Genomic DNA, 13008 nt, shown 5'->3' with positions numbered 1-13008 from the left:
AAGGAACGTTGAAGACGACGACGTTGATAGGCCGGGTGTGTAAGCGCAGCGATGCGTTGAGCTAACCGGTACTAATGAACCGTGAGGCTTAACCTTACAACGCCGAAGATGTTTTGGCGTGAGAGACAGATATTCAGCCTGATACAGATTACATCAGAACGTGAGAACGGTCTGATAGACAGAATTTGCCTGGCGGCACTAGCGCGGTGGTCCCACCTGACCCCATGCCGAACTCAGAAGTGAAACGCCGTAGCGCCGATGGTAGTGTGGGGTCTCCCCATGCGAGAGTAGGGAACTGCCAGGCATCAAACAAGTGAAGAGGCCATCCTGACGGATGGCCTTTTTGCATTTTTACGCAGCGAAACAGCACAGGCGCTCGCCCTGCGATGCCGGTTTTAATCTTTCATCTGCCCGACAGAAAGCCTCATATGAAACAGGCAGTAAGTACCGGCAAATTAATCCACTTGCCTAAGCCAGCGCATAATAAACGTGACTATCTGCTCAATATCATTCAGGTTTAGTATCGGCACACCATGCATCAGAGGGATATCACTGGCAATGGCGATAACATGCTCGTCCAGCACCAACTCCGCTAAATCATGACCACAGTCATGCCGCCAGAGCAGAATTTTGGGCACAGCCTCGTGTTTAAAACCCTCGATAAGAACCAGATCCAGTTTTGTTGCATCCATTCTACTAACCAGATATGCCAAATCCAACTCGGCCACATCCGGCGTTTCTGTCATTAATGCCCAGCGTTGCGAACTGGCAACCAACGTTTGTGCCGCACCTGCTTTACGTAATTCATAGCTGTCTTTACCGGGCATATCGACATCCATATCGTGATGGGTATGTTTGATTAACCCGGGGCGAATACCTTGTTCGCAGAGAGCTGGAATCAACTTCTTAAGTAGCGTCGTTTTACCGGTTCCGCTCCAGGCGGCAATGGCGAGTAATGGGATCATGTTCTCTCCTGCCAGTGCGCGAGATCATCAGGGGTGTTCACATTGGCGAAGGCGGATTTCACATCACTAAAATCAACCGCATGCCCTCCTGCTCGTCGCATAAATACCATCACCCGACGTTCGCCGCTGGCGAGATAGTCCCGCAAAAATGGTAAAACGCTGCGATGTACCAGAGCAATTGCCGGGTGATCTCTCTCGCCATCATTAACCCACATTGCTGGCGCATTATGCTGCCGATTCTTTTGTAACCGCGTCATAAGATCCGTTGGTATACGTGGCGTATCGCACGGGCAAAACAGAAACCACTCCCCATCGCTTTGCTGCATAATGGAGAGTATTCCCGCCAGCGGGCCGGGAAAATCATCCAGCGTATCTGTGAGGACCGGTAAGCCACTGGTGCGATAAATTTCAAGGTTTCGATTGGCGCTGATAACTAAGCTGGTTACCTGTGGTGCCAGCCGTTCGGCAACATGTTGCCACAGCGGTTTGCCATTTAATTCCTGCAGTCCTTTATCTTTTCCACCCATCCGCGAGGCTTTTCCTCCCGCCAGCACCACACCTGTTACTGCACTACTGTCCGTCACCCTTATCGCCTCTTTTATTGTGGGTTTTACCCTGCTAACGTGTCTGTACCCAGAGTAAGGAGCACGATTATGAAATGTAAACGCCTGAATGAAGTTATCGAACTTCTCCAGCCTGCATGGCAAAAAGAACCAGAGCTTAATTTAGTGCAATTTTTGCAGAAACTGGCGCAAGAGTCAGGTTATCAAGGCGACCTTGTGGATTTAAGTGATGACATCCTGATCTATCATTTGAAAATGCGCGACTCCTCGAAAGATGCAGTGATCCCAGGCATTCAGAAAGATTATGAAGAGGATTTTAAAACCGCGCTGTTGCGCGCGCGTGGCGTAATTAAAGAGTAAAAGCTTGTAAGCGGCGCAACCGAATACGCTACGAAATGATATCCTGAATTATTCGTCGTATTTTCGGATCCCAGGATGACCTGCAACGCCTTTACCTTCCAGACATTACACCCGGATACCATTATGGATGCGCTGTTTGAGCAGGGGATCCGGGTGGATTCCGGGCTTACCCCGCTCAACAGCTATGAAAACCGCGTTTATCAATTTCAGGATGAAGATCGCAAACGTTATGTGGTGAAGTTTTACCGCCCGGAGCGTTGGTCTGCAGAACAAATCCGTGAAGAGCATGAATTTGCTTTAGATTTGCAGCGTGATGACGTGCCGGTCGCGGCACCGCTCGCTTTCAACAATGAAACCTTACTCACCCATCAGGACTTCTTTTTCGCCGTTTTTCCAAGCGTTGGTGGCCGTCAGTTTGAAGCCGACAATCTGGATCAAATGGAGTGGGTGGGGCGCTACCTTGGTCGTATGCATCAAACCGGCAGTAAGAAGCGTTTTACAAGCCGTCCGGAAATAGGCGTTCAAGAATATCTGATTGAGCCACGCCAACTCTTTGAAACATCAACGCTCATTCCTTCTGGTTTAAAAGATGAATTTTTGCGCGCAGCCAATAAGCTTATTGATGCTGTAATGGCGCAATGGCATAACCGTTTTAATTTTTTGCGTCTGCATGGTGATTGCCATGCAGGGAATATTCTCTGGCGAGACGGGCCAATGTTCGTTGATTTAGACGATGCCCGTAATGGCCCCGCCGTACAGGATCTGTGGATGTTGCTACACGGCGATAAAGCTGAGCAGCGCATGCAGATGGAGATGATCGTTGAGGCCTACGAAGAATTCAGTGAATTCGACATGGCCGAGCTCGGGTTAATCGAGCCGCTACGCGCCATGCGCCTGGTTTATTATCTGGCATGGCTGATTCGTCGCTGGGACGATCCGGCATTTCCCAAAAATTTCCCGTGGCTAAGCAGTGAAGATCACTGGCACAGACAAACATTGATTTTTCTTGAACAGGTGAAAGTTCTTCAAGAACCACCTTTAGCATTAACACCAATGTATTAAATGGAGAGAGTTAACCATGAAGAAGATTTGGCTGGCGCTGGCAGGAATGATTCTGGCTTTTAGCGCCTCAGCAGCACAACCAACAGACGGTAAGCAATTTATTACGCTTGATAAGCCAGTGGCGGGCGAGCCGCAGGTGCTTGAGTTCTTCTCGTTTTATTGCCCGCACTGCTACGACTTCGAGCAAGTTTGGCATGTTGCTGATGCGGTGAAGAAGAAGCTGCCAGAGGGCACAAAAATGACCAAATACCACGTGGAATTCTTAGGTCCACTGGGTAAAGAGATGACGCAGGCGTGGGCTGTGGCCATGGCGCTTGGTGTGGAGGATAAAATCACTTCTCCACTGTTTGAAGCGGTTCAGAAAACACAGACCGTACAGTCTGTTGCAGATATTCGCGATGTCTTCATCAGCGCGGGCGTGAAAGGCGAAGAGTATGATGCAGCGTGGAACAGTTTCGTGGTGAAATCGCTGGTTGCTCAGCAAGAAAAAGCGGCTGCGGATTTACAACTTCAGGGCGTTCCGGCTATGTTTGTTAACGGGAAATATCAGGTTAACCAGCAGGGCATGGACGGCAGCAGCCTGGATGCCTTCGTTCAGGACTACGCAAACACCGTGAAGTATCTTGTTGAGAAGAAATAAAAATAACGCCGGTCACTGACCGGCGTTATTGTATTTTGCTTTGATGGTATCAATCAGTTCATCTTTTCCAAGCCACAGTTTATTCAGCCACTGCTGGAAACTCCGTTTAAAATTCTTATCGTTAACATAGTCTCCATGTAACGCTTCATCCACCGGCAATAAATTGACTCGCACGACAATACGCGTCAGTTTACCGCTGAGCATATCAAAGAACGGCGTCCGGTCGTTTTCCGGATAACAGAGCGTAACATCAAGCAATTTATCGAACTGTTTACCCAATACATTTAGCGCCATGGCAACACCTGCTGCTTTTGGCGACAACAGATTTTTAAAAGAAGAGCGTGTCTGTTGGCGCTTGTCTTCCGTGAAACGTGAGCCTTCAACAAAGTTCACAATGGTGGTCGGGTGAAAGCGAAATTTCTCGCATGAACGGCGCGTGGTTTCAACATCTTTACCCCGACGTTCAGGGTGACGAATCAAATAACTTCTGGAGTAACGGCGCATAAAAGGCATATCCAGCGCCCAGCAAGCAAGGCCAATAAAAGGTACCCACGCCAGTTGCTGTTTAAGGAAATATTTGTTCATGGGAATATGTTTACGAAACAACACGCATAACACCACAATATCCGCCCAGCTATGATGATTGCAGATCAATAAATACCAGTTTTTCTTATCCAGCCCTTCCAGCCCCTCAACATCCCATTGTAAATAAGGGTTGAGATGCAATAGCAATGAGAGCCCTTCGCACCAGCAGTACATCAGAAAATTGCAAAACGTTGAGATCGAGCGCCATACCGCGGGAACGGGAATTAACAGCTTGAGCATTCCGGCGATAATTATGGGCACGGAACAAACAATGGTAACCAATATGGTGAGCAGAACACTCAAAAATAGAGTAGTTACCGCAAGAAATCTCGACATAGTTATATTATTCAGAAAGTTAGCTGCTAAAAGCACATTAAAAAAGCGCAAGGCGCAGATCTTAACAGAAAACAGTTATCACGAATGCTTAAACCTTGCTGGTAATACCTGAACAATTATCGGTAATAAATCAAATCAAAATTACTTATATCCACACAGCGTAAATTGCTATCAAAAAGCAACAATGATCATCTTTTATAATATAACCTATTGAATATAAATGGTTTGTATAATTCTGCGATCGGCGTAATAGCACAAAAGTCCAGCCTGACAAAAACTATTCACAAACTTATCCACAGGATGTTTATGCGAGCGATCCCGACGATCGCGAAATCTTTTCGGCATTTTCCGCGAAAAACTCATGTTTTCTCCCTGTCTGTGGCATCCTTTAACCATAATTTGATAAACAGGCATGGACATCATGGTTCAGATCCCAGAAAACCCACTTATCCTTGTTGACGGCTCGTCTTACCTTTATCGCGCTTATCATGCGTTTCCGCCGCTGACCAATAGCGCCGGTGAGCCTACTGGCGCTATGTACGGCGTGCTCAACATGTTGCGCAGCCTGATTTTGCAATACCAGCCGACACATGCTGCGGTGGTGTTTGATGCGAAAGGCAAAACCTTCCGTGATGAACTGTTTGAGCATTACAAATCTCATCGCCCGCCAATGCCGGACGATTTGCGTGCGCAAATTGAGCCGCTGCACACCATGGTAAAAGCGATGGGGCTGCCGTTACTGGCGGTCTCCGGCGTTGAAGCGGATGATGTCATCGGCACGCTGGCGCGCGAAGCCGAAAAAGCGGGTCGGCCGGTGTTGATAAGCACCGGTGATAAAGATATGGCGCAACTAGTGACGCCAAATATTACGCTTATCAATACTATGACCAACACCATTCTCGGCCCAGATGAAGTCGTCACAAAATATGGCGTCCCGCCGGAGTTAATTATCGATTTCCTCGCCCTGATGGGTGACTCCTCAGATAACATTCCTGGCGTGCCGGGCGTTGGCGAGAAAACGGCGCAGGCATTGCTGCAAGGGCTGGGCGGTCTGGATACGCTCTATAAAGAATCGGATAAAATCGCCGGGCTCACCTTCCGCGGTGCTAAAACCATGGCGGCGAAGCTTGAGCAGAACAAAGAGGTGGCTTATCTCTCCTACCAACTGGCTACTATCAAAACGGATGTCGAACTGGAGCTTACCTGCGAACAGCTGGAAGTTCAGCAGCCTGCGGCGCAAGAGCTTCTGGAGCTGTTTAAGAAATATGAATTCAAACGCTGGAGCGCAGATGTAGAAGCGGGCAAATGGCTCCAGGCGAAAGGCGGCAAACCGGCGGCAAAACCGCAGGAAACCATTGAGATTGAGGCAGAAGCGGATATTCCCGCAGCCGCGCTGTCGGCGGAAAATTACGTCACCATTCTCGATGAAGAGACGTTGCAAACATGGATCGGTAAACTGAAAAGCGCACCGCTCTTTGCTTTCGATACTGAAACCGACAGCCTCGATAATATCAGCGCCAATCTGGTTGGCCTCTCCTTTGCGACCGAACCGGGTATCGCGGCTTATGTGCCGGTTGCGCATGATTACCTTGATGCACCGGATCAAATCCCGCGCGAGCGCGTGCTGGAATTACTGAAACCGCTGCTGGAAGATGAAAATGCCCATAAAGTGGGGCAGAACCTTAAATACGATCGCGGCGTGCTGGAAAATTACGGCATTGAACTGCGCGGCATTGCCTTCGATACCATGCTGGAATCCTACATACTGGATAGCGTCGCCGGTCGTCATGACATGGACAGCCTCTCCGAACGCTGGCTAAAGCATAAAACGGTCACCTTCGAAGAGATCGCTGGTAAAGGTAAAAACCAGCTGACGTTTAATCAGATCGATCTTGAACAGGCCGGGCGTTATGCAGCGGAAGATGCCGATGTCACGCTGCAGCTGCATCTGAAGATGTGGCCGGAGCTGCAAAATAATGCCGGACCGCTGAACGTCTTTCAGAACATTGAAATGCCGCTGGTGCCGGTAATTTCGCGTATTGAGCGTAATGGCGTCAATATTGATCCCGCCGTCTTACACAAGCACTCCGAAGAGTTGACGCTGCGCCTGGCAGAGCTGGAGAAAAAGGCGCATGAAATTGCGGGTGAGCCGTTTAACCTCTCGTCAACCAAGCAGTTGCAAACTATTTTGTTTGAGAAGCAAGGCATTAAGCCGTTGAAGAAAACACCTGGTGGCGCGCCGTCGACGTCGGAAGAGGTGCTCGAAGAACTCGCGTTGGATTACCCGCTGCCAAAAGTTATTCTCGAACATCGTGGGCTGGCGAAGCTGAAATCGACCTATACCGATAAGCTGCCATTGATGATTAACCCGAAAACCGGGCGTGTGCATACCTCGTATCATCAGGCTGTGACGGCAACGGGCCGTTTATCTTCGACCGATCCGAACCTGCAAAATATTCCGGTGCGTAATGAGGAAGGCCGCCGTATCCGCCAGGCTTTTATCGCGCCGAAAGATTATGTCATTGTCTCGGCGGACTACTCGCAAATTGAGCTGCGTATTATGGCGCACCTGTCACGCGACAAAGGTCTGCTGTCTGCATTTGCTGAAGGTAAAGACATTCACCGCGCAACGGCGGCAGAAGTGTTTGGTTTGCCACTGGAAAGCGTCAGTAACGAGCAGCGCCGCAGCGCGAAAGCGATCAACTTTGGGCTGATTTACGGCATGAGCGCCTTTGGTTTATCGCGTCAGCTCAATATCCCGCGTAAAGAGTCGCAGAAGTACATGGATCTTTACTTCGAGCGTTATCCTGGCGTGCTGGAATATATGGAGCGCACTCGCGCACAGGCGAAAGATCGTGGCTATGTTGAAACTCTGGATGGGCGTCGTCTTTACCTACCGGACATCAAATCCAGCAATGGGGCCAGACGAGCCGGTGCGGAACGTGCGGCGATCAATGCTCCCATGCAGGGAACGGCAGCGGACATCATTAAACGCGCCATGATCGCTGTAGATAGCTGGCTGCAAAGCGAGAAACCGCGCGTGCGGTTGATCATGCAGGTGCACGATGAACTGGTGTTTGAAGTGCATAAAGATGATGTTGAGGCCGTGTCGAAAAAGATCCATGAACTGATGGAGAGTAGCACCAAACTGGATGTGCCGTTGCTGGTGGAAGTCGGAAGTGGTCAAAACTGGGATCAAGCGCACTAAGTGTTCGGTGGGTAAAGGGCTTTTTCTGTAAGTAAGCAACAAATCACCGTGAGTTTTGTGACAATCATTAGAATTCCCTATGTAAAAATTGAAAAGAAATTACAAAAAGTGCTTTGTCCGGATCTAAAAAGGGAGTAGAGTTATTCGCGTAGGGTACAGAGGTAAGATGTTCTATCTTTCAGACCTTTTACTTCACGTAATCGGATTTGGCTGAATATTTAGCCGCCCCAGTCAGAAATGACTGGGGCGTTTTTTATTGTACGAAAGAAAGAAAAAGCGCGGCGAATGCCACGCTTGATATGAAGGTTACTCGCCCGTTTCTTCTTCCACTGGCGGCAGGTTATTGAACCAGCCATCCAGTTTCTCACGTAATTTATCCACGCCTTGTTTTTTCAGCGACGAGAAAGTTTCAACCTGTACTTCGCCGTTAAAGGCAAGCACAGCTTCACGCACCATATTCAGTTGCGCTTTCCGCGCGCCGCTGGCCAGTTTATCCGCCTTGGTCAGCAGCACCAGCACTTGCAGATTGCTCTCGACAGCCCACAGGATCATCTGCTGATCAAGATCTTTCAGCGGATGGCGAATATCCATCAGCACTACCAGGCCTTGCAGGCATTGGCGTTTTTCGAGGTATTCACCCAGCGCGCGTTGCCATTTGAGTTTCATCTCTTCCGGCACTTCCGCGTAACCGTAACCCGGCAAGTCGACAAGACGTTTGCCATCAGCGACTTCAAATAAGTTGATCAGCTGCGTACGGCCGGGCGTTTTCGAGGTTCGCGCCAGGTTTTTCTGGTTGGTCAGGGTATTAAGTGCGCTCGATTTACCTGCGTTGGAGCGGCCAGCAAAAGCCACTTCAATGCCGGTATCGGCGGGTAAGTGGCGAATATCAGGCGCACTGGTGACAAAGTGCGTCTGTTGGTAATTCCAGTTAGTCAAAATGGTCGTCTCCATCGTCAAAGCATGCGGCGATTATACCTGAACCCACGTAAAAGGCTGTTTTTCTCGCCAGAAACTCTCCTGTGAGCCATTACCGCGCGATGTGTAAGATATTTGCCCTTTTCGTTATGCGAACTTTCGGAGAAACTGCAGATTAAAAAATGGCTAAAAGTTATCTAATCAAAGGGTTATGTATATAGAATTTTCTTAAACTGCGGGTTCTGGCGCTTTTCCTGCTTGTCAGTTTAGCTCAGAAGGGTAAAGTAACCCACTAAGGCCGGATGCTGCTTGTGGAAGGATAACTCACGGAATGAGGGGTCAGGAGCGCCAGGAGGCGAAGACCGGAGACTAACGTCAGAAGACGTTGAACAAGGAAAAGGAACCGTAACAGGGAACGTTCTACGCTAACGGATAAACAGGGCAAGTTGATAGCGAACACGGAATGTAAAACCCATTACGGGTGAAGGGTCAAGAAAAAAGGCGACAGTTTGCACTGTCGCCTTTTTTCTTTGCTTGCTTTCTGCTAGATTCCGCCGCAATTCTATACTGATGAAAAACGACTTAAGACCACTAATATGAAAAAACCGTCCACCAATCCGCGCGGTAAAGTGCGCCGTAAAACCCGTGAAGAGTTAAATCAGGAAGGCCGCGATCGTAAGCGTGAGAAAAAGCACCGCGGTAATGCTTCAGGCAGCCGTGCGAACGGTGGCGACGGCGCTTCTGGCTCCGGAAGGGGTAAACAGCAAAAAGATCCGCGTATTGGTAGTAAAAAACCGATCCCGCTGGGTGTCACCGACACGCCGGTCAACAAGCAGCACAAACCTAAGAGCGAGAAACCTATGCTTTCACCGCAGGCAGAGCTGGAAATGCTGGAAACGGATGAGCGCCTGGACGCGCTACTGGAACGTCTGGAAGAGGGTGAAACCCTGAGCGCTGACGATCAGGCGTGGGTCGATGCCAAACTGGACCGCATTGATGAGCTGATGCAGAAACTCGGCCTCTCTTACGATGATGACGAAGAAGAGGAAGAAGAAGGCAAAGAAGATATGATGCGTCTGCTGAAAGGCGGCAACTAATCCTTTTCTATGGGGCTTTCTGTCCTGCTTATAACCCTTCCGGTTATATGTTATCTGGTGTGGTTATTCGTTAAACTACAGCGGTTGTCGCGGCGCAAATTGTGGCTGCGCAACCGGCTTATGACCCGAAACGAGGTCAGGCCGGGCCGCCGGAACCGCCAGCGGCGTCATCGGAAGGAGTAAACAATGTCTGAGCAAGTCATCGACTGGGATCTGGCCCTGATCCAGAAATATAACTATTCCGGGCCGCGTTACACCTCATATCCCACCGCGCTGGAGTTTTCCGACGCTTACGGCGAAGACGATTTTCGCCAGGCTGTGGTGCGTTACCCTGAGCGACCGCTGTCGCTGTATGTGCATATCCCGTTTTGTCACAAGCTGTGCTACTTCTGCGGTTGCAATAAAATTGTCACCCGCCAGCAGCATAAAGCCGATCAGTATCTGGACGCGCTTGAGCAGGAAATTATTCACCGCGCGCCGCTATTTTCAGGTCGCCACGTCAGACAGTTGCACTGGGGCGGCGGTACACCGACCTATCTGAACAAAGCGCAAATCAGCCGTCTGATGAGCCTGCTGCGCGGTCATTTTGCGTTTGATGCTGATGCGGAAATATCGATCGAAGTTGATCCGCGCGAAATCGAACTGGATGTGCTCGATCATCTGCGTAGCGAAGGTTTTAATCGCCTGAGTATGGGCGTGCAGGATTTCAACAAAGAGGTTCAGCGTCTGGTCAATCGCGAGCAGGATGAAGAATTTATCTTTGCGCTGCTCAATCACGCCCGCGATATTGGTTTTACCTCGACCAATATTGACCTGATTTACGGCCTGCCAAAACAGACGCCGGAAAGCTTCGCTTTCACGTTACAGCGCGTGGCGGCGCTTAGCCCGGATCGCCTGAGTGTCTTCAACTACGCGCATTTGCCGACATTGTTCGCCGCACAGCGCAAAATCAAAGACGCTGATTTGCCTACAGCGCAGCAGAAACTCGATATTTTGCAGCAAACTATCACTTCTCTGACCGGCTCCGGTTACCAGTTTATTGGCATGGATCACTTTGCCCGCCCGGACGATGAGCTGGCTATTGCTCAGCGTGAAGGTGTACTGCACCGTAATTTCCAGGGGTACACCACGCAGGGCGACAGCGATCTGCTGGGGTTGGGCGTGTCTGCCATTAGCATGATCGGCGACAGCTACGCGCAAAACCAAAAAGAGCTGAAACACTATTATCAGCAAGTGGACGAGCGCGGAAATGCGCTATGGCGCGGTATCGCGTTAACCCGTGACGACTGTATTCGCCGCGATGTGATCAAAGGGCTGATTTGTAATTTCCGCCTCGAGTTCGATGCGGTGGAACGCGCCTGGGATCTCAACTTCCGTGATTATTTTGCCGAGGATTTGCGCCTGCTGGCACCGCTGGTGGAGGACGGGCTGGTGGCAATGAACGAGCAGGGATTACAGGTCACAGCGAAAGGGCGTTTGCTGATCCGCAATATCTGCATGTGTTTCGATGCTTATCTGCGGCGCAAAGCGCGCTTGCAGCAGTTTTCACGCGTGATTTAACGAGATGGCGCATCAAGCCTACAAAATACGTTCTGTAGGCCTGATAAGCGCAGCATAACGCGAAGATTAGCTAAACAGCCCAACCAGCGCGGCACACAGAACAGCCGCGATGGCCGTTTGCGGTGTGTGGCTTGCCGACGCGCCAGCTTCTACGCCTGCAGTGACCACATTGATTAATGATTCCAGCATGATGACCTCTCCCATGAACGGGCAAGATCATACGTCACTGCCGGTAACAGTAAAGCGCAAAATAGCGGCAATTTGCGATCGCGGTTCATTCTTTACACTTCGCCTGCCTGTTATTCCATTCCCAGCTCTTTCAACTTACGCGTCAGGGTATTACGACCCCATCCGAGCAGCCGCGCCGCTTCCTGTTTGTGGCCCTGCGTGTGACGCAGCGCTGTGGTCAGTAAGGTGCGCTCCATTTCGGGTTGCGCTTCTGAAAGCAGATTTTGATGACCGGAACGCAATGCGCGATCCGCCCATTGCGCCAGCAGTGTTGCCCAACTGTCTGGCAGGCTCTGCGAAGGGCTGTCCGGCACGGTGGTTTCGAACAACTCGCCAGGCAAATCCTGAATCAACACTTCCTGGCCTGCGGCCATAACCGTTAACCAGCGGCAGGTGTTTTCCAGTTGGCGGACGTTACCTGGCCATGCCAGACGCGTAAGCGCGGTTTCGGTTTCCGGATGCAGTTGTTTCGTTTCCACGCCCAGCTCACGCGCGGCGACTTGCAAAAAGTGGCGTGCTAAACGCGGAATATCTTCCCGGCGTTCGCGCAGCGGCGGCAAATGCACACGGATCACGTTCAGGCGGTGGAACAGATCCTCACGGAATTTGCCCTCCTGAACGCGCTGTTCCAGGTTCTGGTGCGTGGCTGCGATAATGCGTACATCGACCTTCACCGGCGCATAACCGCCCACGCGATAAAACTGGCCATCGGCCAGTACGCGCAGCAAACGTGTCTGCACATCCAGCGGCATATCGCCGATTTCGTCCAGAAACAGTGTCCCGCCATCGGCTTGCTCAAACCGTCCCTGACGAATCGTATTCGCGCCAGTAAACGCCCCTTTTTCGTGACCAAACAGTTCCGATTCAATCAAATCCTTCGGAATGGCTGCCATATTGAGGGCGATAAACGGCGCCTTCACGCGCGGGCTGTGGCGATGCAGTGCATGAGCCACCAGTTCTTTACCGGTTCCCGATTCACCATTAATCAACACGCTGATCGATGAGCGCGACAGCCGACCGATAATGCGAAACACATCCTGCATCGCCGGTGCTTCGCCGATAATGTCGGTCGTTGGGCCACTGGCCTGCACATTGCGCGGCTGCTGCTGTTCCTGATAATGGCTGATCGCGCGCTCAACCAGCGCAACGGCTTCGTCGATATCAAACGGTTTAGGTAGATAATCGAATGCCCCTTGTTGATACGCGCTTACCGCTGCATCGAGATCGGAATGCGCGGTCATAATGATGACCGGGAGCATCGGATGGCGCTGTTTGATCTGTTTCAGTAACGCAAGACCATCCATCCCTGGCATACGAATATCCGAAAGCAGTACATCCGGGGTTTTGGTGGTGAGTGCATCTAGCACTTCATTGGCACTTTCAAACGTTGTACAACTCAAGCCAGCCCCGGTGAGCGCGCGTTCCAGCACCCAACGGATGGAGCTATCGTCATCAACGATCCAGACTATCCCTCGTTGCATAAACACCT

General features: G+C 50.7%; 12 protein-coding genes and 2 rRNA genes. 8 read left to right on the top strand and 6 right to left on the bottom strand.

Features of this window, described 5'->3' with window-relative positions:
- Positions 1–96, top strand: a 23S ribosomal RNA gene (locus JKP81_RS20890); the annotation flags it as partial.
- Positions 97–188: 92 nt separating this feature from the next.
- Positions 189–304 (top strand): 5S ribosomal RNA (gene rrf, locus JKP81_RS20885).
- A gap of 151 nt (positions 305–455) precedes the next feature.
- Here the strand turns inward: rrf and mobB are convergent.
- Together mobB and mobA are read right to left on the bottom strand one after the other, a co-directional pair.
- Positions 456–965: a molybdopterin-guanine dinucleotide biosynthesis protein MobB gene (gene mobB, locus JKP81_RS20880; protein ID WP_200553216.1), complete on the bottom strand. Its 510-nt coding sequence runs from the start codon at positions 963–965 to the stop codon at positions 456–458.
- Positions 962–1549 (bottom strand): molybdenum cofactor guanylyltransferase MobA, encoded by a 588-nt coding sequence (gene mobA / locus JKP81_RS20875; RefSeq protein ID WP_200553215.1) that lies wholly within the window; start codon positions 1547–1549, stop codon positions 962–964. Before mobA ends, mobB begins: the two co-directional genes overlap by 4 nt.
- A 69-nt stretch (positions 1550–1618) precedes the next feature.
- On the opposite strand from mobA, the gene JKP81_RS20870 reads away from it, so the two are divergent.
- The 3 genes from JKP81_RS20870 (at position 1619) to dsbA (ending at position 3590) form a co-directional block, all read left to right on the top strand.
- Positions 1619–1888: a YihD family protein gene (locus tag JKP81_RS20870; RefSeq protein WP_017460091.1), complete on the top strand. Its 270-nt coding sequence runs from the start codon at positions 1619–1621 to the stop codon at positions 1886–1888.
- A gap of 75 nt (positions 1889–1963) precedes the next feature.
- The gene (locus JKP81_RS20865) at positions 1964–2950 is read left to right on the top strand and encodes a serine/threonine protein kinase (RefSeq protein ID WP_200553214.1); all 987 of its coding nucleotides are present in this window, start codon (positions 1964–1966) and stop codon (positions 2948–2950) included.
- 16 nt (positions 2951–2966) lie between these two features.
- Positions 2967–3590, top strand: coding sequence for a thiol:disulfide interchange protein DsbA (dsbA, locus tag JKP81_RS20860; protein WP_131413656.1), 624 nt, complete (start codon positions 2967–2969; stop codon positions 3588–3590).
- Positions 3591–3602: 12 nt separating this feature from the next.
- On the opposite strand, the gene JKP81_RS20855 is transcribed toward dsbA, so the two are convergent.
- Positions 3603–4511, bottom strand: coding sequence for an acyltransferase (locus JKP81_RS20855; protein ID WP_200553222.1), 909 nt, complete (start codon positions 4509–4511; stop codon positions 3603–3605).
- 421 nt (positions 4512–4932) lie between these two features.
- Here JKP81_RS20855 and polA point away from each other — a divergent pair, with 421 nt between their 5' ends.
- Positions 4933–7719, top strand: a complete 2787-nt coding sequence (gene polA, locus JKP81_RS20850; RefSeq protein WP_200553213.1) for a DNA polymerase I — start codon at positions 4933–4935, stop codon at positions 7717–7719.
- Positions 7720–8025: 306 nt separating this feature from the next.
- On the opposite strand, the gene yihA is transcribed toward polA, so the two are convergent.
- A complete protein-coding gene (yihA, locus tag JKP81_RS20845) occupies positions 8026–8655 on the bottom strand; it encodes a ribosome biogenesis GTP-binding protein YihA/YsxC (protein WP_200553221.1) in 630 nt (209 codons plus the stop codon).
- A 575-nt stretch (positions 8656–9230) separates the two neighbouring features.
- Here yihA and yihI point away from each other — a divergent pair.
- Entirely contained in the window at positions 9231–9731 is a 501-nt protein-coding gene (yihI, locus tag JKP81_RS20840; protein WP_017460097.1) for a Der GTPase-activating protein YihI, read from the top strand.
- A 186-nt stretch (positions 9732–9917) separates the two neighbouring features.
- On the top strand, positions 9918–11291 hold the full coding sequence (gene hemN / locus JKP81_RS20835) for an oxygen-independent coproporphyrinogen III oxidase (RefSeq protein ID WP_200553212.1): 1374 nt from the start codon (positions 9918–9920) through the stop codon (positions 11289–11291).
- Positions 11292–11357: 66 nt separating this feature from the next.
- Here the strand turns inward: hemN and JKP81_RS20830 are convergent, their stop codons facing one another.
- Positions 11358–11480 (bottom strand): YshB family small membrane protein, encoded by a 123-nt coding sequence (locus tag JKP81_RS20830; protein ID WP_141399381.1) that lies wholly within the window; start codon positions 11478–11480, stop codon positions 11358–11360.
- Between the two features lie 110 nt (positions 11481–11590).
- Positions 11591–13000, bottom strand: a complete 1410-nt coding sequence (gene glnG, locus JKP81_RS20825; protein WP_017460100.1) for a nitrogen regulation protein NR(I) — start codon at positions 12998–13000, stop codon at positions 11591–11593.
- Positions 13001–13008: the final 8 nt, after the last annotated feature.

Origin of the sequence: Kosakonia sp. LAM2021 (assembly GCF_016620385.1) — a bacterium.
Lineage (GTDB): Bacteria > Pseudomonadota > Gammaproteobacteria > Enterobacterales > Enterobacteriaceae > Kosakonia > Kosakonia sacchari.
This window is presented reverse-complemented; position numbering and strand designations above follow the sequence as displayed.